Here is a 26,616-nt window from a genome sequence, read left to right as displayed (position 1 = left end):
CGCAGAGGTCAAATTTCGTGGGATCCATCGCCACCAACCCCGAGGGCATCACCAACCCGCCGATCGACGAGCTGCTCGAGAAGACCACCTCGAAGTACGCGCTGGTGATCTTCGCCGCCAAGCGCGCCCGTCAGGTCAACGCCTACTACAGCCAGCTCGGTGAGGGCCTCCTGGAGTACGTCGGCCCGCTGGTGGAGACCACTCCGCAGGAGAAGCCGCTCTCCATCGCCATGCGCGAGATCAACTCGGGCCTGCTCACCGCCGAGCCGACCGACCAGCCGTAACCGCGCCCACGCCGATGCCCGCCGAGATCGTCCTCGGGGTCGGCGGCGGCATCGCCGCCTACAAGGCGTGTGAGCTGCTCCGGCTCCTCACCGAGTCGGGTCACCGGGTCCGGGTCGTGCCGACCGCCTCGGCGCTCCGCTTCGTCGGCGCGCCGACCTGGGCGGCGCTCTCCGGCCGGCCGGTCGCCGACGACGTCTGGTCCGACGTGCACGAGGTGCCGCACGTGCGGCTCGGGCAGCACGCCGACCTGGTCGTGGTCGCGCCGGCCACCGCCGACCTGCTCGCCAAGGCCGCCCACGGCCTCGCCGACGACCTGCTCACCAACACGTTGCTGACCGCACGCTGCCCGGTGGTGCTGGCGCCCGCCATGCACACCGAGATGTGGGAGCACCCGGCCACCGTGGCCAACGTGGCCACGCTGCGGTCCCGGGGCGTCCGGGTGATCGAGCCGGCGGTCGGCCGGCTCACCGGGCAGGACTCCGGCAAGGGCCGGCTGCCGGACCCGGCGGAGATCTTCGCGGTCGCCCGCCGGGCGCTGGCCCGTGGCGTCGCCGCCCCGGCCGACCTGGCCGGCCGGCACGTGGTGGTCACCGCCGGCGGCACCCGCGAGCCGCTCGACCCGGTCCGCTTCCTGGGCAACCGGTCCTCCGGCAAGCAGGGATACGCGTTCGCCCGCGCCGCCGTGGCGCGGGGCGCGCGGGTGACGCTCGTCTCGGCGAACGTGGCGCTCGCCGACCCGGCCGGGGTGGACCTGGTGCGGGTGGGCACCACGGAGGAGTTGCGTACGGCCACGCTGGCGGCGGCCGCCGACGCGGACGCGGTGGTGATGGCCGCCGCCCCCGCCGACTTCCGCCCGGCCCACTACGCGACCGGTAAGATCAAGAAGTCGGACGACGGCGTCGCGCCGACCATCGAGCTGGTCACCAACCCGGACATCGCCGCCGAGCTGGGCCGGCACCGTCGGCGGGGGCAGGTGCTCGTGGTGTTCGCCGCCGAGACCGACGACGCGGAGCGCAACGGCCGGGCCAAGCTGGCCCGCAAGCGCGCCGACCTGATCGTGGTCAACGAGGTCGGCGTCGACAAGGTGTTCGGCGCGGAGACCAACGCGGCCACCGTGATCGGCGCCGACGGCGCCGTGCGCCGGTTCCCCGAACAACCCAAGGAGGCCCTCGCCGACGCCGTCTGGGACCTCGTGGTCGCCCGACTGGACCCGCCGTCCTGACGGTTGGTCGACAAGCATTCCTTGAGCCACGCGCCAGCGCGGACGACTAAACTGCCGCCGAACGACCTTTAAGAGTCTTCCCATGCTTAGGAGTGCCGTGACACGTCTCTTCACGTCCGAATCGGTCACGGAGGGCCACCCGGACAAGATCGCCGACCAGATCAGCGACGGCATTCTCGACGCGCTGCTCGACCAGGACCCGCACAGCCGGGTCGCGGTGGAGACGATGATCACCACCGGGCAGGTGCACGTCGCCGGCGAGGTCACCACGAAGGCGTACGCCGACATCCCGACCATCGTGCGGGAGACCATCCTCGGCATCGGCTACGACTCGTCGAAGAAGGGCTTCGACGGCGCCTCCTGCGGGGTGAGCGTGTCCATCGGCGCCCAGTCGCCGGACATCGCGCAGGGCGTGGACAACGCGTTCGAGCTGCGCACCGGTGGCTCGGAGAGCGCGCTGGACGCGCAGGGCGCGGGCGACCAGGGCATGATGTTCGGCTTCGCGTGCTCCGAGACGCCCGAGCTGATGCCGCTGCCGATCGCGCTGGCGCACCGGCTGGCCCGCCGGCTGTCGCAGGTGCGCAAGGACGGCACCATCCCCTACCTGCGGCCGGACGGCAAGACCCAGGTGACCATCGAGTACGACGGGCTGCGCCCGGTGCGCCTGAACACGGTGGTGGTGTCCAGCCAGCACGCCGCGGACATCTCGCTGGAGTCGCTGCTCACGCCGGACGTGCGGGAGCACGTGATCACTCCGGAGCTGGAGGGTCTCGGGCTGGAGACCGACGGCTACCGGCTGCTGGTCAACCCGACCGGCCGGTTCGAGATCGGCGGCCCGATGGGTGACGCCGGGCTGACCGGCCGGAAGATCATCGTGGACACCTACGGCGGCTACGCCCGGCACGGCGGCGGCGCGTTCTCCGGCAAGGACCCGTCGAAGGTCGACCGCTCGGCGGCGTACGCGATGCGCTGGGTGGCCAAGAACGTGGTCGCGGCCGGGCTGGCCGAGCGGTGCGAGGCGCAGGTCGCGTACGCGATCGGCAAGGCGCACCCGGTGAGCCTGTTCATCGAGACGTTCGGCACCGAGACGGTGCCGGTGGCCTCGATCGAGAAGGCCGTGGCCGAGGTGTTCGACCTGCGCCCGGCCGCCATCATCCGGGACCTGCACCTGCTGCGCCCGATCTACCGGCAGACCGCCGCCTACGGCCACTTCGGCCGGGAGCTGCCGGACCTGACCTGGGAGAGCACCGACCGGGCCGCCGACCTCAAGTCGGCCGCGGGAGCCTGACCACCGCCACGCGCCGCGACCGGCGACCCGCCGAGGGGTCGCCGGTCGCGCGCGTCTGCGTCGACGTGCCGCTGCCGCACCTCGACCGCCCGTTCGACTACCTGGTCCCCGAGGCGCTCGACGTCGATGCCCGGCCCGGGGTGCGGGTGAAGGTCCGCTTCGCCGGGCAGCTCGTCGACGGCTGGCTGCTGGAGCGCGTCGCCGAGTCCGACCACCCCAAGCTGGCGTACCTGGAGAAGGTCGTCTCCCCGGTGTCGGTGCTCTCGCCGGAGGTGGCCCGGCTGGCCCGGGCGGTCGCCGACCGGTACGCCGGCAGCCTGGCCGACGTGCTCCGGCTGGCCGTGCCGCCGCGGCACGCCCGCGCCGAGAAGTCCGTGACCGCCGCCGGCGCGCCGGCCGGGGCCGCCGGTCCGGTCCCCGACGCCGACCCGACCGCCCCGGCCCGGACCGATGACGCGGCCCGGACCGACGGTGCCGAGGCGGCCCGGACCGACGGTGCCGAGGCGCCGTCCGCGACCGGCGTCCCGCTCGACCCGCGCGGCTGGCGGGACTACCCGGCCGGGCCGGCGCTGCTGCGCGCGCTCACCGACGGCCGCGCGCCGCGCGCCGTGTGGTCCGCGCTACCGGGGGAGGACTGGGCCGACCGGTACGCCGACGCGGTGGCCGCGACCGTGGCCGGCGGCCGGGGTGCCGTGGTGGTGGTGGCCGACGGCCGGGACCTGGACCGCCTCGACGCCGCCCTGACCGCCCTGCTCGGACCGGACCGGCACGCCTGCCTGGCCGCCGCCGCCGGTCCGGCCCGGCGCTATCGGGCCTTCCTGGCCGCCCGGCGGGGCGAGGTGCCGGTGGTGATCGGCACCCGGGCGGCCATGTTCGCCCCGGTCGAGCGGCTCGGCCTGGTGGCGGTCTGGGACGACGGCGACGACCTGCACGCCGAGCCCCGGGCGCCCTACCCGCACGCCCGCGACGTGCTGCTCACCCGGGCGCAGCTCATCGGCGCCGCCGCCCTGGTCGGCGGGTACGCCCGCACCGCCGAGGCGCAGTTGCTGGTGGAGACCGGCTGGGCCCGGGAGGTGGTCGCGGACCGGGCCACGGTGCGGGCGCGGATGCCGGCGATGGCGCCCACCGGCGACGATCCGCAGTTGGCCCGCGACCCGGGTGCGGCCTCCGCCCGGCTGCCCAGCCTGGCCTGGACCACCGCCCGCGACGCGCTCCGTGCCGACCTGCCGGTGCTGGTGCAGGTGCCCCGTCGCGGCTACCTGCCGTCGATCGCCTGCGCCGACTGCCGTGCCCCGGCCCGTTGCCCGCACTGCGCCGGCCCGCTCGGCCTGCCGTCGGCACAGGGCACGCCCGCCTGCCGTTGGTGCGGTCGGGTCGCCGCCGCGTACGCCTGCCCGGAGTGCGGCGGGCGGCGGCTGCGCGCCTCGGTCACCGGTGCCCGGCGCACCGCCGAGGAGTTGGGCCGGGCCTTCCCGGGGGTGCCGGTGCGGACCTCCGGGCGTGAGGAGGTGCTGACCACCGTGCCCGGCGGCGCCGGTCTGGCGATCGCCACCCCGGGCGCCGAGCCGGTCGCGGAGGGCGGCTACGGCGCGGTGCTGCTGCTCGACTCGTGGGCGCTGCTCACCCGCGCCGACCTGCGGGCCGGCGAGGAGGCGCTGCGGCGCTGGCTGGCCGGCGCCGCGCTGGCCCGGCCGGGCGCGGCCGGCGGCCGGGTGGTGGTCGTCGCCGACGGCGCGCTCGCCCCGGTGCAGGCGTTGCTGCGCTGGGACGCGGCCTGGTTCGCCGCCCGGGAGCTGGCCGAGCGCCGCGAGCTGGGCTTTCCGCCCGCGGTGCGGATGGCGAGCGTCACCGGCCCGGCCGACGCGGTGGCGGACCTGCTGGCCGGCGCCCGGTTGCCCGACGACGCCGAGATCCTCGGCCCGGTGCCGGCCGACGAGGGCCGGGAACGGATGTTGGTCCGGGTGCCCCGGGCCCGGGCCGCCGCCCTCGCGGACGCGCTGCACGCGGCGGCCGGGCAGCGCAGCGCCCGCAAGGCCGCCGATCCGGTCCGGCTCCAGGTGGACCCGCTCAGCCTGTTCTGATCCGCCTCCGGGGCGTGACCCAGCGCACCCGGCGCCTCGCGCGCGGTCGTGACCTGGGGTTTGGCGGACACCTGGTCCGGCAATTGGGTAGCGCGCGGTGGTAGCATCGCCCGTCATGCCCAGGCGTGCGGAATTTCCGCGCGGGACGCGGCGCGACGGGTGCTCAGGGCACGTCGGGCCACACGGATTCGATGTCGTCAGTCAGCCGGTGAGCAGGGGTGGACCAGTCGTGACCGTTCGTCAGTCGATCGTCTTCAACGGTGACCTCGGCAGCGGCAAGAGCACCGTTTCCGTCGAGATCGCCAAGCGGCTGGGGCTGCGCCGGGTCAGCGTCGGCGACCTCTACCGCCAGATGGCGCAGGAGCGGCAGATGACCGCGCTCCAGCTCAACCTGCACGCCGAGCTGGACCAGGCCGTCGACGGCTACGTCGACCAGCTCCAGCGCGACATCGCCGCCTCCGGCGAGTCGCTGGTGATGGACTCCCGCCTGGCCTGGCACTTCTTCACCGACGCGCTCAAGGTGCACATGATCACCGAGCCGACCGAGGCGGCCCGGCGGGTGCTCGCCCGGCCGTCCGGCCCGGCCGAGAGCTACACCACGCTCGACGAGGCGCGGGCCAAGCTGCGCGAGCGCAGCGAGAGCGAGCGCAACCGCTTCATCGTCCGCTACGGCGTCGACAAGGCCCGGCTGCGCAACTACGACCTGGTCTGCGACACCACCCGGGCCACCCCGCAGCAGGTGATCGAGCACGTGGTCGACGTCTACGAGGGCCGCCTCGGCGCCGACGTGCTGCGCGCCGGCCAGCCGCTGCTGCTGCTCGACCCGACCCGGGTCTACCCGACCGAGGACGTCGCCACGCTGCGCGGCTCCTGGTCCGCGGAGCCCGCCCGCGACGAGACGGTGGAGCCGCTGAGCATCGGCTACACCGGTGAGTACTTCTTCGTCGTCGACGGGCATCGCCGGCTCAGCGCCGCGGTGCGCGGCGGCGTGCCGATGGTCGCCGCCCGGCTGGTCGCCGAGGTCGACGAGCCGGTGGTCGGCGGGATGAGCGCGGTGGACTTCTTCGCCGCCCAGGCCCGGCCGGGCCTGATCCACGACTGGCAGGACGCGCACGGCATCGCGCTGCCGCTGCCCGAGCACGCGCTGCTCGGTGGTGGTCCGGTGCTGGCCGGTGAGCCGGGCGCCGGCGCCTGAGCGGGCGCCGCGCGCTGGTGGGATCGCCCGATCCGGTTCGGGGTGATCTGCGCGCTGCTCGGCGCGGCCGACCGGGATCCCCGCCGCTATCCGGACCCGGCCGCCTCGACCCCCGGCGCCGGTCACCGTTGCCGGTACGCCGCCGGAGGCGGTCGGGCCGAATCCGTAGACTGGGGTCGCACCGCCCGTCCCAGACAAGGAGCCACGCCGCGTGACCGTTCAGCCCATCCGTCTGTTCGGCGATCCGGTGCTGCGCACGCCGGCCGACCCGGTGGTCGACTTCGACGCCGAGCTGCGCAAGCTGGTCGCCGACCTGACCGACACGATGCGTGAGCAGAACGGCGCCGGCCTGGCCGCGCCGCAGCTCGGGGTGGGCCTTCGGGTGTTCACCTTCGACGTCGACGACATGCTCGGCCACCTGGTCAACCCGGTGCTGGAGTTCCCCGACGCCGAGGAGCAGGACGGCCCGGAGGGCTGCCTGTCCATCCCCGGGCTCTACTTCGACACGAGGCGCCGGCAGAACGTGATCGCCAAGGGCTTCTCCGCCCACGGCGACCCGATGCAGATCGTCGGCACCGGCCTGATGGCCCGGTGCGTGCAGCACGAGACCGACCACCTCGACGGGGTTCTCTTCGTCGACCGCCTCGATGCGGCCGGCCGCAAGGAGGCCATGAAGGCGATCCGCCAGGCCGACTGGTACGACCAGGGCGCCCCGCCCACGGTCAAGCTCAGCCCGCACCCGGTCAGCAACCCGTTCGGCCTGGGGCGGTGACCCGGATGCGACTGGTCTTCGCCGGCACCCCGGCGGTCGCCGTACCGGCCCTGGACGCGATCGCCGCCTCCGGCCACGAGCTGCTCGCCGTGGTCACCCGTCCGGACGCCCCGGCCGGCCGGGGCCGGGGGCTGGTCCGCTCACCCGTCGGCGCGTGGGCCGACGCGCACGGGGTGGAGGTGCTCACCCCGGCCCGACCGCGGGAGCCCGAATTCCTCGACCGGCTGCGCGCGCTCGCGCCGGACTGCGTGCCCGTGGTCGCCTACGGCGCGCTGGTGCCGCCGGTGGCGCTGGAGATCCCCCGGCACGGCTGGATCAACCTGCACTTCTCGCTGCTGCCCGCCTGGCGGGGCGCGGCACCGGTGCAGCACGCCGTGCTGCACGGCGACGAGCTCGCCGGGGCCAGCGTCTTCCAACTGGAGGAGGGGTTGGACACCGGTCCGGTCTTCGGCACGGTGACCGACGAGATCCGCCCCGCCGACACCTCCGGCGACCTGCTGGAGCGGCTCGCGCACTCCGGGGCCGGGCTGCTGGTCGCGGTGCTCGACGCGATCGGCGCCGGCACCGCCCGGGCCGAGCCGCAGCCGGCCGACGGGGTCTCCCTGGCGCCGAAGCTGACGGTGGAGGACGCGCGGGTGCGGTGGACCGACCCGGCGTTCGCGGTGGACCGGCGGATCCGGGCGTGCACGCCGGCGCCCGGCCCGTGGACCACGTTCCGCGACGACCGGGTCAAGCTCGGCCCGGTCGTCCCGCTGGCGAACGGCCCGGAGCTGAAGCCGGGCGAGCTGCTGGTCGAGAAGTCGCAGGTGCTGGTCGGCACGGCCACCGGGCCGGTGCGGCTCGGCGAGGTGCGCGCGGCCGGCAAGAGGGCCATGTCGGCCGGCGACTGGGCGCGCGGCGCCCGGGTCGTCGCCGGCGAGGTTCTCGCGTGAGCGCGAGGAGTGAGCCGGTGTTGCGAGCCCCGCAGCCGCGAGCGACAGGTGGCTCCGCATGACGGGCCCGGAGCGGCCCGTCGAGGGTGAGCGGTCCCGGGGGTACGCGCGCGAGCAGGGCGCCCGCCAGCGCTCCGACCGGCGCGGTGGCGACCGGTTCGGTGGCGACCGGCGGGGCGGGCAGCGTCCCGCGCGCCCGGCCGTGGACCTGCCCCGGCACGTCGCGTACGAGGCGCTCGCGGCGGTGCACCGCGACGACGCGTACGCCAATCTGGTGCTGCCGGCGATGCTGCGCGAGGCGGGGCTGAGCGGTCGGGACGCCGCGTTCGCCACCGAGCTGACCTACGGCACGCTGCGGCACACCGGCACGCTGGACGCGATCGTCACCGACGCGGCGGGTCGGGACGTGCAGCGGATCGACCCGCCGGTGCGCGACGCGCTGCGGCTCGGCGCCTACCAGCTGCTGCACACCCGGGTGCCGGCGCACGCCGCGGTGTCGTCCACGGTGGACCTGGTCCGCACCGTCGGGCCGGGCGCCACCGGGTTCGCCAACGCGGTGCTGCGGGAGATCGCCGGCCGGGACGCCGACGCCTGGGTGGCGAAGCTGGCCCCGGCCGAGGAGACCGACCCGATCGGCCGTCTCGCGTTGACGTTCAGCCATCCGCAGTGGATCGTCCGGGCGTTCGCCGAGGCGCTCGGCGGTGACCTGGGGGAGACCACCCGGCTGCTGATCGAGGACAACGAGCGTCCGCCGGTGCACCTGTGCGCCCGCCCCGGCCGGGCCGACGCGGTGGCGCTGGCCGACGAGGTGGGTGGCGCGCCCGGCGCGTTCTCGCCGTACGCGGTCTACCTGCCCGGCGGCGCGCCGGGTGAGTTGGCGGCGGTGGCCGACGGTCGGGCGCACGTGCAGGACGAGGGCTCCCAGTTGGTGGCGGACGCGCTGGCGAGCGCGCCGCTGGACGGTCCGGACGGCCGGTGGCTCGACCTGTGCGCCGGGCCGGGCGGCAAGGCCGGGCTGCTCGGCGCGTTGGCCGCGACCCGTGGGGCGCGGCTGACCGCGGTCGAGGTGGCCGAGCACCGGGCCCGGCTGGTCGAGCGGGCCACCCGCGGCCTGCCGGTCACCGTGGTGCACGCCGACGGGCGCGGCGTGGGCGACGAGCCGAAGCTGCCGGAGGGGCACTTCGACCGGGTGCTCGTCGACGCGCCGTGCACCGGTCTGGGGTCGCTGCGCCGCCGGCCGGAGTCGCGCTGGCGGCGCCAGCCGTCGGACCTGCCGCCGCTGACCCGGTTGCAGCGGGAGCTGCTCACCGCCGCGTTGCGGGCGGTGCGTCCGGGTGGCGTGGTCGCGTACGTGACCTGCTCGCCGCACGTGGTGGAGACGCACGTGACGGTGACCGAGGCGTCCCGGCGGTGCGGCTTCCCGGTCGACTTCGTCGACGCCCGGCCGCTGCTGCCGGCCGGCATGCCGGGCCTGGGCGACGGCCCGACGGTGCAGCTCTGGCCGCACCGGCACGGCACCGACGCGATGTTCCTGGCGGTGCTGCGCAAGGGGTGACTCCGCCCCCGGGTGCATCCCGCGCGCGGGGGAGGGGGTTCGCGGGATGTGACACCCCGTTGACTGTCCGATCGATACATGTAACTGTTCCGATCACCGGTCAACGGTACGTCACCCCCGCGTTCCCCGAGGAGTCTCCATGAGACGCAGCACGCCGACCACGAGCCTCGTGCTCGCCCTCGTCGCCACCCTGACGACGGCGAGCCTGGCCGGCACCGCCGCCGCCGCGCCCGCAGCCGCCCCCGCTCCCGCCCCGGCCGTCGCCGCGCTCGCCGCACCGGACGTCTCCCTGACCAACGTGCAGGCCCATCTCAGCCAGCTCAACTCCATCGCCACCAGCAACGGCGGCAACCGACGGGCCGGCTCGGCCGGCTACGCCGCGTCGGTCAGCTACGTCAAGGGCAAGCTCCAGGCCGCCGGCTACACGGTCACCGAGCAGACCTGCACCTCCTGCACCTACCCGGGCAGCAACCTGATCGCCGAGTGGCCGCAGGGCCCGGCCGACCAGGTGGTGATGTTCGGCGCCCACCTGGACAGCGTCTCCGCCGGCCCCGGCATCAACGACAACGGCTCCGGCTCGGCCACGCTGCTGGAGAACGCGCTGGTGCTCGCCGCGCAGAACCCGACCATGACCAAGCGGGTGCGGTTCGCCTGGTGGAACGGCGAGGAGCAGGGGCTGCAGGGCTCCAAGCAATACGTCAACCAGCTCAGCACCACCCAGCGGGGCTACATCAAGGGCTACTACAACTTCGACATGGTCGGCTCGCCCAACGGCGGCTACTTCATCAACCGGATCACCTCCGCCACCGCCGCGCCGCTGAAGGCGTACTGGGACTCGTTCGGCATCCAGCCGGAGGAGAACACCGAGGGCCAGGGCCGCTCCGACGACTACTCGTTCGCCAACGCCGGCATCCAGACCTCCGGCTACGCCGCCGGCGCCAGCTACACCAAGACCGCGGCGCAGGCCGCGAAGTGGGGCGGCACCTCCGGCGCGGCGTACGACGGCTGCTACCACCGCTCCTGCGACACTGCCAGCAACATCAACACGACGGTGCTCAACCGCAGCGCCGACGGTGTGGCGTACGCGATCTGGGCGCTCGCGGTCGGCGGCGGCACGCCGACCAACGACTTCTCCGTCGCGGTGAGCCCCACCGCCGGCAGCGTCGCGCGGGGCGGCTCCACCACCGCCACGGTCAGCACCGCCACCACCTCCGGCAGCGCCCAGACCGTCGCGCTGTCGGCCAGCGGCGCGCCGAGCGGGGTCACTGTTGGCTTCAGCCCGTCGTCGGTCACCTCGGGCGGCTCCGCCACCATGACGGTCAGCGCCTCGTCCACCGCGACCACCGGCACGTTCACCGTCACCGTCACCGGGACCGGCTCGGCCACCCGCACCGCCAGCTACACGCTCACCGTGACCGGCGGCAGCGGCGGCTGCACCGGCGGGCAGCTCATCGGCAACGGCGGCTTCGAGTCGGGCAGCACGCCGTGGACGGCCAGCTCGGGCGTGATCACCAACGATTCCGGCCAGGCGGCCCGCACCGGCTCCTACAAGGCCTGGCTGGACGGCTACGGCTCGTCGCACACCGACACGCTGTCCCAGTCGGTGACCCTGCCGGCCGGCTGCACCAGCTACACGCTGGCGTTCTGGCTGCACATCGACTCGGCCGAGACCACCACCTCGACCGCGTACGACAAGCTGACCGTGCAGGTCGGGTCGACCACGCTGGCGACGTACTCGAACCTGAACAAGGCCACCGGCTACACCCAGCGCACCTTCAACCTGGCCGGCTACGCGGGCCAGACGGTCACGTTCAAGTGGACCGGCGTCGAGGACGCCTCGTTGCAGACCAGCTTCGTGGTCGACGACGTGACGCTCCAGGTCGGCTGAGCGCATCCCGGCGGGGTGGGCCGACGCCCGCCCCGCCCGGGCTCAGCTGATCGGCAGTGCCTTGCCGCCCGCGCCGCGGACCGAGCGGCTCAGCGTCCGCTCGGAGACCCACAGGAAGCACTGCACGCCCCGGTCGCCGTCGCGCCACTGCTGCTCGAACGGATGGTAGATGATGGTGCCGGCCCGGTACTGCATGTTTCCGTCGTTCGGCACCTTGGCGTACGTCGCGATCAGGCCCCGGCACGCCTTGTGCGCCCGCAGTGAGGTGCGCTGGAACTCGGCGTAGCTGATGTCGGGCGCCTGGTAGATCCCGACGAACTCGGCATGGTGCTTCGCGGTGCAGGCGACCGGCCGCATGGCCCGCACCTCGTCCTTGCTCAGCTTCGGGTTGAAGCAGGCCAGCGCCAGCGGCGAGCCCGGCTTGAGGGCACCGCGCAGGGTGCCGGTGCGGGCGGTCACGTTCCCCTCGTCCAGGCCGTTCACCTCGGCGACGTCGCAGCGGTACCAGCGCGCGCCGCCGGACCAGGCCAGGGCGGAGGGGAAGACCACCGAGAGCTGCAACCGCCCGGAGCGCCAGTCCGCGCCGACCGCCCGGGTCACCTGCCGGGCACACTCGGCGTGTGCGGTGCGGATGCCGGCCGAGCCGGCCCGCGGCGGCGCGGAGCGCCCGGCGTCCGGGCCGGTCAGCGTGCCGACGTGCAGCGTCTCGACCCGGTGCGCGGTGGCGCAGTCGACCGGCTGGTAGCCGCTGAGATAACCCACGTCCGCGACGGTGGGATGGCAGACGTCGGCCTTCGGCACGAAGCCCACCGGGGCGGCGAAGACCGGCCACTCGTCGGTCAGGTCGCGGTCGACCCCGGCCGGCGCGTTGCAGGCGCCGAGTGCCAGCACCGTCACCGCGCCCGCGGCGACCGCCGCCCACCATCGCCGCATCGCGACCGACCTCCCCGCCGTCCGGAGCCGCCCGGCCGACCGGTACGCCTCGGCGAGGCAGCATACGGCACCCGACCTAGATGACGGGGAGTCCCTCGGGGCCGGCGCCGCGCATCGAGCGGGTCAGTTTGCGGTCGTCGCTCCACAGGAAACAGCGCACGCCCCGGTCGCCCTCCTCCCACTCCCGCTGCGACGGCGGGTAGAAGATGGACCCGGCGCGGTAGGGCAGCTCGGCATTGTCCGGCACGTTGGCGAACGCGGCGATCAGCCTCATGCACCGCCGGTGCGCCGCCGGCGCGGCCCGGGTGAACTCCGCCCAGCTCATGTCCCGTTCGACGTAGACGCCGACGAACTCGGCGCGGTGCGGTTCGGTGCACAGCACGGGAGCCATGTAGTTGAGGTTCGCGCCGATCAGCTTCGGGTCGAAGCAGCGGTGCACCAGCGGGTTGTCGCCGACCAGCGCGCCGCGCAGGCTGCCCACCCGGTTGACCGGCCGGGTGTTGTCGATGCTGTCGGTCTCGGCCAGGTCGCAGCGGAACCAGCGGGCGCCGGAGAGCCAGGCGGTGGCCGGGGGCAGCGCGATGTTCAGGGTGAGCCGAGCGGCGTGCCAGTCCCCGCCGATCATCTCCCGGGCCCGCTGGTCGCACTCGGCCCGGGCGGTGCGCAACTCCGGTGAGCCCGGCTCGGGGCGGGCGCCGAGCGCCGCCGGCCCGGTGAAGGCGCCGACGTGCACCGCCTCGGCCAGGTGGCTGCGCGCGCAGTCGACCGTCTCGTACGTGGCGGCCTGCACCACCGCGGTCAGCCGGGGCAGGCAGGCGTCGGTGGCCGGGACGAAGAGCCGGGGCGCCGGCAGCGCCGCCCAGTCGTCGACGAGGTCACCGTCGGCCCGGTGCGCCTGGACGCAGCCGGTCAGCGCCGCCGTCACCGCGCCGGCCAGCGCGAACGCGTGGAGCCACCGTCGCATCGTCCGCTCCTTCGCCCGGAGAGATGGCAGCCGGTCGCCGCGGGCCCGGCGGCGTCCCCCGCGCCCGGGCGTGCAGCATACGTGACCGTCCCGGTAGGAGTTTCGTCATCTTTCAGTCGATCGGCCAGTGGCGGACGACTATTCGTGTCGATTTCCCGCCCGGACGAGCCTGCGGTGCACCCGAGGTGACCGCGGGATCACCTTCCGTGCCCCGTGGTGCCGCGCCGCCAGCGGGGGGGCGACGCATTCGTACACTGACCCGGTGACCGTACCGCCGCTCGTCGTCGCGCCCAGCATCCTGGCCGCCGATTTCGCCCGCCTCGCCGACGAGGTCCGCGCCGTGGAGTCCGCCGCCGACTGGCTGCACGTGGACGTGATGGACAACCACTTCGTCCCCAACCTGACCATCGGCCTGCCGGTGGTGCAGAGCCTGCTGGCGGCCACCGAGCTGCCGTTCGACGTGCACCTGATGATCACCGACCCGCGCCGGTGGGCCCCGGGCTACGCCGACGCGGGGGCGTACAACGTCACCTTCCACGCCGAGGCGTGCGACGACCCGGTGGCGCTGGCGAAGGACCTGCGCTCCGCCGGGGCGAAGGCAGGGCTGGCGATCGACCGGGACACCCCGATCGAGCCCTACCTGGATCTGCTGCCCAGCTTCGACACGCTGCTGATCATGACGATCAAGGCCGGCTTCGGGGGCCAGCGGTTCCTGCCGTCGCTGCTGGACAAGGTGCGCGCCGCCCGCCGGCACGTGGACGGCGGTCACCTGGAGCTGCGCATCGAGGTCGACGGCGGCATCGCCGCCGACACCATCGAGCAGGCCGCCGCCGCCGGCGCCGACGCGTTCGTCGCCGGCACCGCGGTCTACGGCGCCGACGACCCGGCCGAGGCGGTACGCCGCCTGCGGGGCCTGGCGGAACGTGCGATGACCGGGGCCTGAGATGGACCCGGCCGGCGACCGACCCGACGTCATCCTGGTCGTCGACGACGACGAGGACATCGCCCGCTTCGTCGAGTTCAACCTGCGCCTGCACGGCTTCGAGGTGCTGCACGCCGCCGACGGCCAGGAGGCGCTGGAGGTGATCGAACGGCAACGGCCGGACCTGGCCGTGGTCGACCTGATGATGCCCCGGGTCGACGGCCTGGAGCTGACCCGCCGGCTGCGCGCCGACCCGATGACCTCGGCGCTGCCGGTGATCATGTTGACCGCCAAGGGGATGACCTCCGACAAGGTCAACGGCCTCAGCGCGGGCGCCGACGACTACCTGGTCAAGCCGTTCGACACCGCCGAGCTGGTCGCCCGGGTCAGCTCCACGCTGCGCCGCAACAAGGAGTTCCGGGAGGTCTCCCCGCTGACCGGCCTGCCCGGCAACAGCCGCATCCGGCGGGAGATCAGCGACCGGGTGCGCAGCGGCGTCGACTACGCCGTCGGCTACGTCGACATCGACCGGTTCAAGAGCGTCAACGACCGCTACGGCTTCGTCCGCGGCGACGAGTTCATCTCCGCGCTGGCCCGCAGCCTGCACCGGGCGGTGGTGTCGATCGGGCTGCCGCCGGCCTTCCTCGGCCACGTCGGCGGCGACGACTTCGTCATCGTCTGCGCGCCGACCCAGGTCCGACCGCTGACCAGCCGCGCGGTGGTCGACTTCGAGAACGCCGCCGACACGCTCTACGACCCCACCGACCGGGAGCGCGGCTTCGTGGAGCTGAAGGACCGCCGCGGTAACATCCGCCGGGCCGCGCTGGTCACCCTCTCCATCGGCGTGTCGCTGTCCGACAGCGGCAAGCGGTTCACCGACCCGCTGGAGGCGATCGCCGTGGCCTCCGAGATGAAGACGGTGGCCAAGAGCCAACCCGGGTCCTACGTGGCGGTCGACCGCCGCCGCGGCGTCACCTGATCCACCGCCCGTGGCTGTGAGGTAGCTCGCCTCTGTGGCGCGCGTCGCGGCGGAACGTGTAAGACTTCCGGGGTACCCACCACGCGCTGGCGGGGCTCGGTGAAATTCCGAACCGGCGGTGATCCACGGTCCGACCGTGGTAAGCCCGCGACCCGGACGGCTTCGGCCGTGCGGTGGACCTGGTGAGAATCCGGGGCCGACGGTTGGGGTGCGGCTCGTCCGCCCCCAGAAAGTCCGGATGGGAGACAGCGCGCGGAACGGGGGAGGCCCCTGTCGGCCGCTGAGCACCCTCAGCCGCCGCGTGGGCTCCTCGGGGCGGCCGTGCCGTTCCCGGGGTTCTCCGCCGCCGCGTGTCGGCGGCCGCCGTGCCGCTGCTTCCCGACCCGCCCGCGCGTGACCGGCGAGCGGGAGGGCAGGGCAGGTCATGGCGAGCGTCTCCGTCGACGAGGCGATGCGTCGCGCCGTCGAGCTGGCCGCCCGCGGCCTCGGCGCCACCAGCCCCAACCCGGTCGTCGGCTGCCTGCTGCTGGACGCCGACGGCGAGGTCGTCGGCGAGGGCTTCCACGCCTACGCCGGCGGGCCGCACGCCGAGATCGTCGCGCTGGCGCAGGCCGGCACGCGGGCCCGGGGCGGCACCGCCGTGGTCACGCTGGAACCCTGCGACCACACCGGCCGCACCGGCCCGTGCAGCCACGCGCTCATCGGCGCCGGGGTGGCCCACGTCGTGGTCGCCGTGCCCGACCCGAACCCGGTGGCGTCCGGCGGCGCGGCCACCCTGCGCGCCGCCGGGGTCCAGGTGACCCTCGGGGTACGCGGCGCGGAGGCCGAGGCCGGTAACGTCGCCTGGCTCACCTCGATGCGCCGGGGCTGGCCCTACCTGATCTGGAAGTACGCGGCCACGCTCGACGGGCGCTCCGCCGCCGCCGACGGCACCAGCATGTGGATCACCTCGGAGGCGGCCCGCACCGACGTGCACGCGCTGCGTGGCACCGTCGACGCGGTCCTCGCCGGGGTGGGCACCGTGCTCGCCGACGATCCCCGGCTCACCGCCCGCAACCTGCGCGACGGCACGCTCGCCATCCGGCAGCCGCTGCGGGTGGTGGTGGACAGCTCGGGGCGTACCCCCCTCGACGCCCGGGTCCGCGACGGCGCCGCGCGCACCTGGGTGGCCACCGCCGCGGAGGTCGGCGCCGGCCCGGACGGCCGGGTCGACCTGGCGGCCCTGCTGGCCGAGCTGCACCACCGCGGCGTGCGGGCCGCGCTGCTGGAGGGCGGCCCCACGCTGGCCGGCGCGTTCCTCGCCGCCGGACTGGTCGACCGGATCGTCGGCTACGTGGCGCCGAAGCTGCTCGGCGCCGGCCCCACCGCGCTGCTCGACGCCGGCGTGACGACCATCGCCGACGCCATCGACCTGGAGATCACCGACGTTACGCCCGTCGGCCCCGACCTGCGGATCACCGCGCTGCCCCGGAAGAGGGAGGCCTGACCATGTTCACCGGCATCGTCGAGGAGCTGGGCGAGATCGTCCGGAGCACCGAGACCGCTGACGACTCGGCGCTGATCGCCGTCCGCGGCCCGCTCGTGACCTCGGACGCCCGGCACGGCGACTCCATCGCGGTCAACGGGGTCTGCCTGACCGTGGTGGACGTCGACGGGGTCGTCTTCACCGCCGACGTGATGGGCGAGACGCTGCGCCGCACCGCGCTCGGCGCGCTGCGCCCCGGTGATCCGGTCAACCTGGAGCGGGCCGCCGCGCTGAACAGTCGGCTCGGTGGGCACCTGGTGCAGGGGCACGTCGACGGCGTGGGCGAGGTTGTCGGCCGGGAGTCGGCCGCGCGGTGGGAGACGGTCCGGTTCCGGCTGCCGGCCGGGTTGTCCCGCTATGTGGTGGAGAAGGGCTCGATCACCGTGGACGGCGTGTCGCTGACCGTGGCCGAGGTGGGCGACGACTGGTTCTCGGTCGGGCTGATCCCGACCACCCAGAAGCTCACCGTGCTCGGGGGCAAACGGGTCGGCGACCCGGTGAACCTGGAGGTGGACGTGCTGGCCAAGTACGTGGAACGGCTGCTGGGCGGCGCCCGGTGACCGGGCCGCTGGGCTGGCTGCTCGACGCCCAGGTGCACGTCGCCGGCTCGCCGGTGCTGGCCCGGGAGATCGTCGGCAACGTCTTCGGGCTGGCGTCGGCGCTGCTCGGGTTGCGCCGGGTGGTCTGGGCCTGGCCGGTCGGCATGATCGGTAACGGGCTGCTGTTCACCGTGTTCCTCGGCGGCGTGTTCGTCACCCCGCAGGCGCACGACCTCTACGGTCAGGCCGGCCGCCAGGTCTTCTTCTTCGCGGTGAGCGTCTACGGCTGGTGGCGCTGGTCGCGTAACCGCCGTTCCGGTGGCGGCGCGGAGCCCGCCGTGGTGCCGCGCTGGGCCACCTGGCGGGAGCGGCTGACCCTGCTCGTCGTCGCGGTCGCCGGCACGGCCGCCGCGTACCCGGTGCTGGCCGCGCTGGGCTCGTGGGGTCCGCTGCCGGACGCCTGGATCCTGGTCGGCAGCCTGCTCGCCACCTACGGCATGGCCCGGGGCTGGGTGGAGTTCTGGCTGGTCTGGATCGCCGTCGACGCGGTGGGCGTCCCGCTGCTGCTGCGCGGCGGCTTCTACCCGTCGGCCGCCATGTACCTGGTCTACGGCGCGTTCTGCGCGGCCGGCTTCCTCACCTGGTGGCGCACCTCGCGGGCGGCCACCGCCGCGCGCACGCCGATCCCGGCGACGTACTCGGAGGTCGTGGCATGAGCAGCTTCGGTTCGATCGAACAGGCGGTGGCGGACATCGCCGCCGGGCGGCCCGTGGTCGTGGTCGACGACGAGGACCGGGAGAACGAGGGCGATCTGATCTTCGCGGCCGAGCTGGCCACCCCGGAGCTGGTGGCGTTCATGGTCCGCTACACCTCCGGCTACATCTGCGTGCCGCTGACCGAGGCCGAGTGCGACCGGCTCGACCTGCCGCCGATGCACCACACCAACCAGGACCGGCGGGGCACCGCGTACACGGTGACCGTGGACGCCCGCGAGGGGGTGAGCACCGGCATCTCGGCCGCCGACCGGTCGCACACCATCCGGCTGCTGGCCGACGCCGGCACCGACCCGACCGACCTGGCCCGCCCGGGTCACGTGGTGCCGCTGCGCGCCCGCGCGGGCGGGGTGCTGCGCCGCCCCGGGCACACCGAGGCGGCGGTGGACCTGACCCGGCTGGCCGGCCTGCGCCCGGCGGGCGTGCTCTGTGAGCTGGTCAACGACGACGGCACCATGATGCGCCTGCCGGACCTGGAGAAGTTCTGCGCCGAGCACGGCCTCACGCTGATCACCATCGCCGACCTGATCGCGCACCGCCGCCGCACCGAGAAGCAGGTCGGGCTGGCCGCCGAGGCGCGGATGCCCACCCCGTACGGCGTGTTCCGGGCGTACGGCTACCGGGCCGAGCACGACTCGGCCGAGCACGTCGCGCTGGTCTTCGGTGACCTCGGCGACGGGCGCGACGTGCTGGTCCGGGTGCACTCCGAGTGCCTCACCGGGGACGTGTTCGGCTCGCTGCGCTGCGACTGCGGCCCGCAGTTGCAGGCGTCGCTGGCCCGGGTCGCCGAGGAGGGGCGCGGGGTGGTTCTCTACGTGCGCGGGCACGAGGGCCGCGGCATCGGCCTGCTGCACAAGCTGCAGGCGTACCAGTTGCAGGACCAGGGGCGCGACACCGTCGACGCGAACCTCGACCTGGGGCTGCCGGCCGACGCGCGCGACTACGGCACCGGCGCGCAGATCCTGTACGACCTCGGCGTCCGCTCGATGCGGCTGCTGACCAACAACCCGGCCAAGCGGGCCGGCCTGGAGGGGTACGGCCTCACCGTGACCGGCCGGGAGGGGCTGCCCGTGCGGTCCAACCCGGAGAACATGCGCTACCTGCGCACCAAGCGGGACCGGATGGGTCACCTCCTGGACGGGCTGGACGAGGCGGCCGGGGCAGGCGAGGTGACCGAGGCGCCGATGGGGCGTCCGGTCGCCGACGACGAGATCGGAGCGTAGGGCGATGGCGGGTTTCGGGGAGCCGGGCGCGCCCGCGGTGGACGCCGCCGGGCTGACCGTCGGCGTGGTGGCGGCGCGCTGGCACGGCGAGCTGACCGACCACATGGCCGAGCGCGCGCAGGCGGCGGCCGAGGCGTGCGGGGCACGGGCCGTGGTGGCCCGGGTGGCCGGCTCGGTGGAGCTGCCGGTGGTGGCCCAGGCGATGGCCCGGCGCTTCGACGTGGTGGTCGCGCTCGGCGTGGTGGTGCGCGGCGCGACCGCGCACTTCGACTACGTGTGCCAGTCGGTGACCGAGGGCCTGACCCGGGTGGCGCTGGACGAGGGCAAGCCGGTGGCGCACGGTGTGCTCACGGTGGACACCATCGAGCAGGCCCGGGACCGGGCCGGGCTGCCCGGCTCGGCCGAGGACAAGGGTTGGGCGGCCACCGTGGCGGCGCTGGAGGCCGCGCTGGCGATCCGCGGCCTGGACGCGGCCAACGCCCACCGCGTCGGCTTCGCCTGACCCCGCCCGCCCGCGCCTGCCCCGTGCCTGCTCGCGCCCTTGCCTGTGCCTGCTCGCGCCGGACAGGTCAGCGGTAGGCGACCGCCTGTCCCCAGCACCGGCGGCCCTCCCGTCCCCGCCGCCTTTGGAGCTGACAGCACAGACGACTCAGCCCCGCACCCCGGTCACCTCGTCAGCTCCTGACGACTCGCCGCCCACCCGTCCGCCCCGACCAGCAGCCGTCGGCGGGCCCAAGCGGGTGATCAAGGAGTTCGCGTCGGAGTCGATCTCCCCCGCGACGCGAACCCCTTGATCACGCAACGGACTTGGTGGGAGACGGCGTTGATCATGAAGTTGGCGGTGACAGATCGGACGCGGCGTGCCGCCAAGTTCATGGTCGACGGGGTGGGTCGGGTGAGTCGTTGGTGATGTCAGCTCCAAAGGCGGCACGGGCAGGGCCGCTGGCTGCGGCTGATCGTCCGGAGGTGGGGGTCCGGGGCGGCGTCGGTGGTCGGGCGGGGGGAGGCAAGGGTGCGGTCGGGGACGAGGTGGTTGGAGGCGGGGTGGGCGTGACGCCGTCGGTGGGGGGCGTTCGGGGAGGGCGGGTGGTGAGGTGGGCGACGGGGGTGGACCCGGTCGACGGGCTCACCCGGGGCGGCTGGAAGAATTGCCGTCCGTGAAGACGTTCGAGGAGTTGTTCGCCGAGCTGCAGGCCAAGGCCGCCGCCGGCACCCCGGGCTCGGGCACGGTCGACGCGCTCGCCAAGGGGGTGCACTTCATCGGCAAGAAGGTCGTCGAGGAGGCGGCCGAGTCGTGGATGGCGGCCGAGCACGAGGGCCCGGAGCGGGCCGCGGAGGAGATCTCCCAACTGCTCTACCAGGCGCAGGTGCTGATGCTGGCCACCGGTCTCGAGTTGAAGGACGTCTACCGACATCTGTGAGTGCCCGTCCGCTGATCATCCGATCGACCGAAGGAGCACTCCCATGCTGCGTGTCGCCGTGCCCAACAAGGGCGCCCTGGCCGAGAAGGCGGCCCAGATGCTGCGCGAGGCGGGCTACCGCCAGCGCACCGACCCGAAGGACCTGGTCTGCCGGGACGAGCCCAACGACATCGAGTTCTTCTACCTGCGCCCCAAGGACATCGCCACCTACGTCGGCTCCGGTGACCTGGACGTCGGCATCACCGGGCGGGACCTGCTGATCGACTCCGGCGCGCCGGCCGAGGAGGTGGTGGACCTCAACTTCGCGCGGGCCACCTTCCGGTTCGCCGCCCGCCCGGACGACGTCGCCTCGGTCCAGCAGCTCGGCGGGCACCGGATCGCCACCTCGTACCCGGGTCTGGTGGAGCGGCACCTGGCCGAGCTGGACGTCAAGGCCGAGGTGATCCGGCTCGACGGCGCGGTGGAGAACGCGATCCGGCTCGGCGTGGCCGACGTGGTCGCCGACGTGGTGGAGACCGGCGCCACGCTGCGCCAGGCCGGCCTGGTGGTCTTCGGCGAACCGCTGCTGCGCTCCTCGGCGGTGCTGGTCAGCCGGGCCGGCGCGCCCGGCTGCCCCCAGCAGGGGCAGCTGGAGCGCCGGCTGCACGGGGTGCTGGTCGCCCGCCGTTACGTGATGCTCGCCTACGACGTGCCGGCCGGGCTGCTCGACCGGGCCAGCTCGCTCACCCCGGGCATCGAGTCGCCGACCGTCTCGCCGCTGCACCGCGAGGGCTGGGTCGCGGTGCAGGCCATGGTGCTCCGCGACGACGTGCACCGGATCATGGACGAACTCTACGAGCTGGGCGCGCGGGCGATCCTGGTCACCAACATCCACGCCTGCCGGCTGTGAGGCCGCTGCCGCTCCCGGCCGCGCTGGCGGTGGTCGTCCTGGGCGGCGTGGCCTCGGCCGCCCAGGGCGTGATCAACGCCGAGTTGGGGGAGCGGACCGGTGATCCGGTGCTCGGTGCGGTGGTCAACAACCTGGGCGGCTGCCTGATCGTGCTGGCCGGGCTGGCCGTGGTCCCGGCGATGCGGGCCGGGTTGGCCGGGTTGCGCCGCGCCGGCCTGCCCTGGTGGTCCTACCTGGGCGGGCTCGGCGGCGCGGTGATCGTGCTGACCGCCCCGGTGGTGGTGCCGGCGCTCGGGGTGGCGGTGTTCACGATCGCCCAGGTGGCCGGCGGCGGCCTCGGCGGCCTGGCCGTCGACCGGGTCGGGCTGGCCGCCGGGGGGCGGCTGCCACTCACCGTGCCCCGGGTCGCCGGGGCGTGCCTCGGCGTCGGCGCGGTGGCCCTGGCGCAACTCGGCCGGCCGGTCGGCGACCTGGCGGTCGGGCTGGTGCTGCTCTCGGTCGTGGGCGGGCTGGCGGTGGCGTTGCAGTCCGCGCTCAACGGCCGGGTCGCGGCCGGGATCGGGCCGGCCGCCGGCCTCGCGGTGAACTTCGTGGTCAGCACGACGGTGATCGGCGCGGTGGCGGTGGCGGCCGGCTCGCTGGCCGACCAGCCGCGCTGGCCGACGCAGTGGTGGCTCTATGTCGGGGGCGTGTTCGGCGTCGGCATCGTGCTCGCGCTGCTGGTCGGCGTACGTGCGGCCGGGGTGCTGCGGACCGGCCTGGCGCTGGTGGCCGGGCAACTCGGTGGCGCGCTGCTGCTGGACCTGGCACTGCCCGGCGGGCCCGGCGTCCGGCTGCCGGTGCTGGCCGGCGCCGTGCTGACGCTGCTGGCGGTGCTGGTGGCCGGGGTGCGGCGGCGGGCGCCGGCCCGTGTGGCGGTGGAACGCGAGCGCGAGCCGGATGGCAGACTGGTCGGGTGAGCGATTCCGTGGTGACCGTGCGGCCCCGCCGCATCCGGGTGGTCTGCTGGGCGTCGGCGATCGCGCTGGTGGTGGTCTTCAGTCTCGTCGCGACGTCGCTGACCGGTGCCACCGGCGACGGATACGGCTCGTTCCAGCGCGGCGACCAGTTCGCCATGGTCGGGCTGGGCGTGTTCGGCGCGCTCGGGTTCCTGCTGTTCACCCGCCCCCGGGTGGTCGCCGACGCTCGGGGCGTGCGGGTGCGCAACGTGATCGGCTCCTACGAACTGCCCTGGGAGGTGATCCGCGGCGTCCGGTTCGACCGCGGCGCGCCGTGGGCCAGCCTGGAGCTGCACGACGACGACCTGCTGCCGATGGTGGCGTTGCAGGCGGCCGACAAGGAGAGCGCGGTCGAGGCGGTCCGCGCACTGCGTCGCCTGCACCAGGCGCACCTGGCCGCGCTCGCCGCCGGCCAGCCGACGTCCCGCTGACCTGCGGGCCCGGTTTGGGCCGGCCTGGGCCGAGGGTGTAGTGTTGCGGAGTCGACCAGACTGCCCCCGTCCCTGACGAGCGGGCGGTCGAGAAGCGGAGCGCCCGCTCCCACCCGAGTCGCCGTCCAAGCGTCCGGGTCCGGTCCCCGGTTTCGGGCACATCCCGATCCCGGATGCGCGATCCTGTGATCGTGCCGACCGGTCGAGTGGGCCCTGGCATTCGCCGGGGCCTTCTGCTTTCCGGGTCGGCTCCCGCCCGGGAGCCCACGGAGTCGGCACCGTAGGACACTCGACTCGAGGAGGCCACATCAGCGTCGAACCACGCGTGAACGAGCAGATCCGGGCACGTGAGGTCCGACTGGTCGGCCCTGAGGGTGAGCAGGTGGGCATCGTCCCGCTGGAGCGCGCCCTGCAGCTGGCCGCGGACGTCGACCTGGACCTGGTCGAGGTTGCGCCGATGGCGCGCCCGCCGGTGTGCAAGCTCATGGACTTCGGCAAGTTCAAGTACGAGAGCGCACTCAAGGCGCGCGAAGCGCGGCGTAACCAGCAGCAGACCGTCATCAAGGAGATGAAGCTCCGGCCGAAGATCGACCCGCACGACTACGAGACCAAGAAGGGTCACGTGGTGCGGTTCCTCAAGGCGGGCGACAAGGTCAAGGTGACGATCATGTTCCGCGGTCGCGAGCAGAGCCGCCCGGAGCTGGGTTACCGGCTCCTGCGCCGGCTCGAATCCGAGATCACGGACCTGGGATACGTCGAGGCCGCGCCGAAGCAGGACGGCCGAAACATGATCATGGTTCTCGCTCCGCACCGGGCCGTCAAGGCCTCCGCGGTCGCCGCCACGGCGTCCCGCGGTGGTCCTCGGGACCGCGCCGCGGAGGAGCCGGCAGCCCCGGCAGGCGGCGAGGCCCCGGCGGCCGGCGAGACCGCAGCAGCCGGCGAGACCGCAGCAGCCGGCGAGACCGGCCCGACCGCTGACACCAGCGGCCAGTAACAGGGAGAGACGTTCCACATGCCGAAGATGAAGAGCCACACGGGTATGGGCAAGCGGGTCAAGGTGACCGGCAAGGGCAAGATCGTTGCCCAGCAGGCCGGCCTCCGCCACAACCTGGAGAAGAAGCCCTCCACCCAGACCCGGCGGCTGACCGGCACGGTCGAGCTGGCCAAGGCCGACACCAAGCGCATCAAGAAGCTGCTCGGCCGCTGACGCGAGCCACCTGAACCGAAGAAGGAGTTGAGATGGCACGCGTCAAGCGGGCTGTGAACGCCCAGAAGAAGCGTCGTACCCTGCTGGAGACCGCGAGCGGCTACCGCGGTCAGCGCTCCCGGCTCTACCGCAAGGCCAAGGAGCAGGTGCTGCACTCGATGCAGTACGCCTACCGGGACCGCCGCGACCGCAAGGGCGACTTCCGGCAGCTCTGGATCCAGCGGATCAACGCCGGGGCCCGGGCCAACGGCATGACCTACAACCGGCTGATCCAGGGCCTGCGCCTGGCCGGCATCGAGGTCGACCGCAAGATCCTGGCCGACCTGGCCGTCAACGACGCCGCCGCGTTCGCGGCGATCGTCGAGCTGGCCCGCGCCGCCGTGGCGGCCGAGGGCACCGGTGGCGCCGCGGCCCAGGCCGCCTGACCACCCGTACGGCACAGATCGAGGCGTCTCCCATGCAGTCACCGTCGCAGGGGAGGCGCCTCGACGCTGTTCCCGGCCCGTTCACCCCGCGTACCCCGAGGGTCGCGGCGGCCCGCCGGCTGCACCGCCGGCGCGACCGCGAGCAGGCCGGCCGGTTCCTGGCCGAGGGGCCGCAGGCGGTCCGTGAGGCGCTCGCCCGCGACCGCGCGGTGGTCGAGTTGTTCGGCACCCCGGCCGCGCTGGACCGGTACGCCGACCTCGCCGCCACCGCCGCCCGGGCCGACGTGCCGGTCTCCGAGGTCACCGACGACGCCCTGGCGGCGCTCGCCGAGACCGTGGCCCCGCAGGGCCTGGTGGCGGTCTGCCGGCACCTCGACGTGCCCCTGGCCGACGCCCTGGCGCGCGGGCCGCGACTGGTCGCGGTGCTCGCCGGGATCCGTGACCCGGGCAACGCCGGGACCGTGCTGCGCACCGCCGACGCCGCCGGCGCCGGCGCGGTGGTCTTCGCCGGTGAGGCCGTCGACCCCTACAACGGCAAGTGCGTGCGGGCCTCCGCCGGCAGCCTGTTCCACGTCGACGTGGTCCGCGCCGACGACCCGGTCCGGGTCGTCGAGACGCTGCGGGCCGCCGGGCTGTCGGTGTTGGCCACCACCGGGTACGGCGACAGCGACCTGGACGACCTCGCCGACGCCGGCCGGCTCGCCGCGCCCACCGCCTGGCTGTTCGGCTCGGAGGCGCACGGCCTGCCGGACGAGCTGACCACGGCCGCCGACGCCCGGGTCCGGGTGCCGCTGCACGGGCGCGCCGAGAGCCTGAACCTGGCTGCGGCGGCGGCCGTCTGCCTGTATTCTTCCGCCAGAGCACTGCGTCGACCGACGGTCACGCAGCACACAGCAGGGGAGTCCGCCTCGTGATGAACGCGCCACGGCGTTCGTTTAGCCAGCCCGCCGGTGTCGGCGGGCGGCAGGCCTGACCCTTCCTCCCTGCACGACTCCCACCGGCGGGCTGCGGCGAAGCCGCGCGTCCGTAGACTCGCCTGGCCGCCCTGTGGAAGGGCCGGCGCCGCCCTGAGGGAGTGCCCGTTCACCATGAGCTACCGCAACGATCCGTACGACCCGAAGCAGGTCGCCCTGCTCGACCCGGACGCCCTGGCCGGGGCCGTGGCCGACGCCGAGAAGGCGTTCGCCGCCGCCGCCGACCCCGACGCGCTCACCGCGCTGCGCCCGGCGCACCTGGGGGACCGGTCCCCGGTGTCCCTCGCGCGCCGGGAGATCGGCGCGCTGCCGCCGGCCGCGAAGTCCGACGCCGGCAAGCGGGTCAACGAGGCCCGCCGCGCCGTCGAGTCCGCGTACGCCGCCCGGCAGGAGATCCTGGACCGCGAGCAGGCCGAGCGGGTGCTGATCGAGGAGCGGGTCGACGTGACCCTGCCCCACGACCGCCGGCCGCGCGGCGCCCGCCACCCGCTGACCGTGCTGATGGAGCAGATCAGCGACCTGTTCGTCGGCATGGGCTACGAGGTGGCCGAGGGGCCCGAGGTCGAGCTGGAGTGGACCAACTTCGACGCGCTCAACATCCCGGCCGACCACCCGGCGCGCGGGCTGATGGACACCTTCCACATCGCACCCGAGGGCAGTGGCCTGGTGCTGCGTACCCACACGTCGCCGGTGCAGGCGCGCACCATGCTCAGCCGCAAGCCCCCGATCTACGTGGTGGTGCCCGGCCGGGTCTACCGCACCGACGAGCTGGACGCCACCCACGCGCCGGTCTTCCACCAGGTCGAGGGCCTGGTGGTGGACAAGGGCATCACCATGGCGCACCTGCGCGGCACGCTCGACCACTTCGCCCGGGCCATGTTCGGCGAGGGCGCGAAGACCCGCTGGCGGCCGCACTACTTCCCGTTCACCGAGCCGTCGGCCGAGTTCGACGTCTGGTTCCCGGAGCACCGGGACGGGCCGCAGTGGGTCGAGTGGGGCGGCTGCGGCATGGTCAACCCGAGGGTGCTGCGCGCCTGCGGGATCGACCCGGAGGTCTACTCCGGATTCGCGTTCGGGATGGGCATCGACCGGACCGTGATGGTCCGGCACGGGGTCAGCGACATGCGGGACATGGCCGAGGGCGACGTGCGGTTCACCCGCGCGTTCGGCGCCTGAGCAAGGGAAACGGTGGTCT

Annotated in this window: 26 protein-coding genes, 1 pseudogene and 1 riboswitch; of the genes and pseudogenes, 25 read left to right on the top strand and 2 right to left on the bottom strand. The window is 74.3% G+C overall.

Annotation, left to right across the window (positions count from 1 at the left end; genetic code table 11):
* Positions 1-17: 17 nt before the first annotated feature.
* The 9 genes and pseudogenes from rpoZ to O7618_RS13405 all read left to right on the top strand — a co-directional run bounded on the left by rpoZ (position 18) and on the right by O7618_RS13405 (position 11,218).
* Positions 18-284, top strand: coding sequence for a DNA-directed RNA polymerase subunit omega (gene rpoZ, locus O7618_RS13445; protein ID WP_025617742.1), 267 nt, complete (start codon positions 18-20; stop codon positions 282-284).
* A 14-nt stretch (positions 285-298) separates the two neighbouring features.
* Complete coding sequence (gene coaBC, locus O7618_RS13440; RefSeq protein ID WP_278106418.1) at positions 299-1,507, top strand: bifunctional phosphopantothenoylcysteine decarboxylase/phosphopantothenate--cysteine ligase CoaBC; 1,209 nt, start codon at positions 299-301, stop codon at positions 1,505-1,507.
* Between the two features lie 97 nt (positions 1,508-1,604).
* A complete protein-coding gene (metK, locus tag O7618_RS13435; protein ID WP_278106417.1) occupies positions 1,605-2,795 on the top strand; it encodes a methionine adenosyltransferase in 1,191 nt (396 codons plus the stop codon).
* Between the two features lie 65 nt (positions 2,796-2,860).
* The gene (locus tag O7618_RS13430; protein WP_278106416.1) at positions 2,861-4,876 is read left to right on the top strand and encodes a primosomal protein N'; all 2,016 of its coding nucleotides are present in this window, start codon (positions 2,861-2,863) and stop codon (positions 4,874-4,876) included.
* A 229-nt stretch (positions 4,877-5,105) separates the two neighbouring features.
* Complete coding sequence (locus O7618_RS13425; protein WP_278106415.1) at positions 5,106-6,071, top strand: AAA family ATPase; 966 nt, start codon at positions 5,106-5,108, stop codon at positions 6,069-6,071.
* A gap of 211 nt (positions 6,072-6,282) precedes the next feature.
* Positions 6,283-6,843: a peptide deformylase gene (def, locus tag O7618_RS13420; protein ID WP_278106414.1), complete on the top strand. Its 561-nt coding sequence runs from the start codon at positions 6,283-6,285 to the stop codon at positions 6,841-6,843.
* 5 nt (positions 6,844-6,848) lie between these two features.
* Complete coding sequence (gene fmt / locus O7618_RS13415; RefSeq protein WP_278109998.1) at positions 6,849-7,775, top strand: methionyl-tRNA formyltransferase; 927 nt, start codon at positions 6,849-6,851, stop codon at positions 7,773-7,775.
* Positions 7,776-7,911: 136 nt separating this feature from the next.
* Positions 7,912-9,330 (top strand): annotated as a pseudogene (locus O7618_RS13410) (transcription antitermination factor NusB); the annotation flags it as partial.
* Positions 9,331-9,469: 139 nt separating this feature from the next.
* Positions 9,470-11,218, top strand: coding sequence for a M28 family peptidase (locus O7618_RS13405; RefSeq protein ID WP_278106412.1), 1,749 nt, complete (start codon positions 9,470-9,472; stop codon positions 11,216-11,218).
* Positions 11,219-11,260: 42 nt separating this feature from the next.
* On the opposite strand, the gene O7618_RS13400 is transcribed toward O7618_RS13405, so the two are convergent.
* Together O7618_RS13400 and O7618_RS13395 are read right to left on the bottom strand one after the other, a co-directional pair.
* On the bottom strand, positions 11,261-12,151 hold the full coding sequence (locus O7618_RS13400) for a septum formation family protein (protein ID WP_278106411.1): 891 nt from the start codon (positions 12,149-12,151) through the stop codon (positions 11,261-11,263).
* A 76-nt stretch (positions 12,152-12,227) separates the two neighbouring features.
* A complete protein-coding gene (locus O7618_RS13395) occupies positions 12,228-13,115 on the bottom strand; it encodes a septum formation family protein (protein ID WP_278106410.1) in 888 nt (295 codons plus the stop codon).
* A gap of 262 nt (positions 13,116-13,377) precedes the next feature.
* Here O7618_RS13395 and rpe point away from each other — a divergent pair, with 262 nt between their 5' ends.
* The 16 genes from rpe (at position 13,378) to pheS (ending at position 26,597) form a co-directional block, all read left to right on the top strand.
* Positions 13,378-14,058: a ribulose-phosphate 3-epimerase gene (gene rpe / locus O7618_RS13390; RefSeq protein ID WP_278106409.1), complete on the top strand. Its 681-nt coding sequence runs from the start codon at positions 13,378-13,380 to the stop codon at positions 14,056-14,058.
* Between the two features lies 1 nt (position 14,059).
* Complete coding sequence (locus O7618_RS13385; protein ID WP_278106407.1) at positions 14,060-15,016, top strand: response regulator; 957 nt, start codon at positions 14,060-14,062, stop codon at positions 15,014-15,016.
* Positions 15,017-15,097: 81 nt separating this feature from the next.
* A riboswitch (FMN riboswitch) is annotated at positions 15,098-15,270 on the top strand.
* A gap of 170 nt (positions 15,271-15,440) precedes the next feature.
* Positions 15,441-16,502: a bifunctional diaminohydroxyphosphoribosylaminopyrimidine deaminase/5-amino-6-(5-phosphoribosylamino)uracil reductase RibD gene (gene ribD, locus O7618_RS13380; protein WP_278106406.1), complete on the top strand. Its 1,062-nt coding sequence runs from the start codon at positions 15,441-15,443 to the stop codon at positions 16,500-16,502.
* A gap of 2 nt (positions 16,503-16,504) precedes the next feature.
* A complete protein-coding gene (locus O7618_RS13375; RefSeq protein ID WP_278106405.1) occupies positions 16,505-17,101 on the top strand; it encodes a riboflavin synthase in 597 nt (198 codons plus the stop codon).
* Positions 17,098-17,796, top strand: coding sequence for a nicotinamide riboside transporter PnuC (gene pnuC, locus O7618_RS13370; RefSeq protein WP_278106404.1), 699 nt, complete (start codon positions 17,098-17,100; stop codon positions 17,794-17,796). The genes O7618_RS13375 and pnuC overlap by 4 nt, the downstream gene beginning before the upstream one ends.
* Positions 17,793-19,076 carry a bifunctional 3,4-dihydroxy-2-butanone-4-phosphate synthase/GTP cyclohydrolase II gene (locus tag O7618_RS13365; protein WP_278106403.1) on the top strand — a complete coding sequence of 428 codons (1,284 nt, stop codon included), beginning with the start codon at positions 17,793-17,795 and terminating at the stop codon, positions 19,074-19,076. Before pnuC ends, O7618_RS13365 begins: the two co-directional genes overlap by 4 nt.
* Before the next feature lie 4 nt (positions 19,077-19,080).
* Positions 19,081-19,578, top strand: a complete 498-nt coding sequence (gene ribH, locus O7618_RS13360) for a 6,7-dimethyl-8-ribityllumazine synthase (RefSeq protein ID WP_278106402.1) — start codon at positions 19,081-19,083, stop codon at positions 19,576-19,578.
* A 646-nt stretch (positions 19,579-20,224) separates the two neighbouring features.
* Positions 20,225-20,497 (top strand): phosphoribosyl-ATP diphosphatase, encoded by a 273-nt coding sequence (locus O7618_RS13355; protein ID WP_347405374.1) that lies wholly within the window; start codon positions 20,225-20,227, stop codon positions 20,495-20,497.
* A 43-nt stretch (positions 20,498-20,540) separates the two neighbouring features.
* A complete protein-coding gene (gene hisG, locus O7618_RS13350) occupies positions 20,541-21,386 on the top strand; it encodes an ATP phosphoribosyltransferase (RefSeq protein ID WP_278106400.1) in 846 nt (281 codons plus the stop codon).
* Complete coding sequence (locus O7618_RS13345; protein WP_278106399.1) at positions 21,383-22,345, top strand: DMT family transporter; 963 nt, start codon at positions 21,383-21,385, stop codon at positions 22,343-22,345. Before hisG ends, O7618_RS13345 begins: the two co-directional genes overlap by 4 nt.
* Entirely contained in the window at positions 22,342-22,815 is a 474-nt protein-coding gene (locus tag O7618_RS13340) for a PH domain-containing protein (RefSeq protein ID WP_278106398.1), read from the top strand. Before O7618_RS13345 ends, O7618_RS13340 begins: the two co-directional genes overlap by 4 nt.
* A 325-nt stretch (positions 22,816-23,140) precedes the next feature.
* A complete protein-coding gene (infC, locus tag O7618_RS13335; RefSeq protein ID WP_278106397.1) occupies positions 23,141-23,809 on the top strand; it encodes a translation initiation factor IF-3 in 669 nt (222 codons plus the stop codon).
* Positions 23,810-23,827: 18 nt separating this feature from the next.
* A complete protein-coding gene (gene rpmI / locus O7618_RS13330; RefSeq protein ID WP_007075851.1) occupies positions 23,828-24,022 on the top strand; it encodes a 50S ribosomal protein L35 in 195 nt (64 codons plus the stop codon).
* A gap of 32 nt (positions 24,023-24,054) precedes the next feature.
* Positions 24,055-24,447 (top strand): 50S ribosomal protein L20, encoded by a 393-nt coding sequence (gene rplT, locus O7618_RS13325; RefSeq protein WP_030335718.1) that lies wholly within the window; start codon positions 24,055-24,057, stop codon positions 24,445-24,447.
* Between the two features lie 32 nt (positions 24,448-24,479).
* Positions 24,480-25,361 (top strand): RNA methyltransferase, encoded by an 882-nt coding sequence (locus tag O7618_RS13320; protein WP_278106396.1) that lies wholly within the window; start codon positions 24,480-24,482, stop codon positions 25,359-25,361.
* Between the two features lie 174 nt (positions 25,362-25,535).
* On the top strand, positions 25,536-26,597 hold the full coding sequence (pheS, locus tag O7618_RS13315) for a phenylalanine--tRNA ligase subunit alpha (protein ID WP_278106395.1): 1,062 nt from the start codon (positions 25,536-25,538) through the stop codon (positions 26,595-26,597).
* Positions 26,598-26,616 lie beyond the last annotated feature (19 nt).

Origin of the sequence: Micromonospora sp. WMMD980, from assembly GCF_029626035.1 — a bacterium.
Taxonomy (GTDB): domain Bacteria; phylum Actinomycetota; class Actinomycetes; order Mycobacteriales; family Micromonosporaceae; genus Micromonospora.
Note: the sequence above shows the minus strand (reverse complement) of the source record. Positions and strands in the feature narration are given on the sequence as shown.

Coding starts and splice junctions, on each gene's coding strand:
- coaBC (WP_278106418.1), top strand. CDS start 299: ATGCCCGCCGAGATCGTCCTCGGGGTCGGCGGCGGCATCGCCGCCTAC.
- fmt (WP_278109998.1), top strand. CDS start 6,849: ATGCGACTGGTCTTCGCCGGCACCCCGGCGGTCGCCGTACCGGCCCTG.
- O7618_RS13405 (WP_278106412.1), top strand. CDS start 9,470: ATGAGACGCAGCACGCCGACCACGAGCCTCGTGCTCGCCCTCGTCGCC.
- O7618_RS13400 (WP_278106411.1), bottom strand. CDS start 12,151: ATGCGGCGATGGTGGGCGGCGGTCGCCGCGGGCGCGGTGACGGTGCTG.
- O7618_RS13395 (WP_278106410.1), bottom strand. CDS start 13,115: ATGCGACGGTGGCTCCACGCGTTCGCGCTGGCCGGCGCGGTGACGGCG.
- O7618_RS13385 (WP_278106407.1), top strand. CDS start 14,060: ATGGACCCGGCCGGCGACCGACCCGACGTCATCCTGGTCGTCGACGAC.
- ribD (WP_278106406.1), top strand. CDS start 15,441: ATGGCGAGCGTCTCCGTCGACGAGGCGATGCGTCGCGCCGTCGAGCTG.
- O7618_RS13375 (WP_278106405.1), top strand. CDS start 16,505: ATGTTCACCGGCATCGTCGAGGAGCTGGGCGAGATCGTCCGGAGCACC.
- O7618_RS13365 (WP_278106403.1), top strand. CDS start 17,793: ATGAGCAGCTTCGGTTCGATCGAACAGGCGGTGGCGGACATCGCCGCC.
- ribH (WP_278106402.1), top strand. CDS start 19,081: ATGGCGGGTTTCGGGGAGCCGGGCGCGCCCGCGGTGGACGCCGCCGGG.
- hisG (WP_278106400.1), top strand. CDS start 20,541: ATGCTGCGTGTCGCCGTGCCCAACAAGGGCGCCCTGGCCGAGAAGGCG.
- rpmI (WP_007075851.1), top strand. CDS start 23,828: ATGCCGAAGATGAAGAGCCACACGGGTATGGGCAAGCGGGTCAAGGTG.
- rplT (WP_030335718.1), top strand. CDS start 24,055: ATGGCACGCGTCAAGCGGGCTGTGAACGCCCAGAAGAAGCGTCGTACC.
- O7618_RS13320 (WP_278106396.1), top strand. CDS start 24,480: ATGCAGTCACCGTCGCAGGGGAGGCGCCTCGACGCTGTTCCCGGCCCG.
- pheS (WP_278106395.1), top strand. CDS start 25,536: ATGAGCTACCGCAACGATCCGTACGACCCGAAGCAGGTCGCCCTGCTC.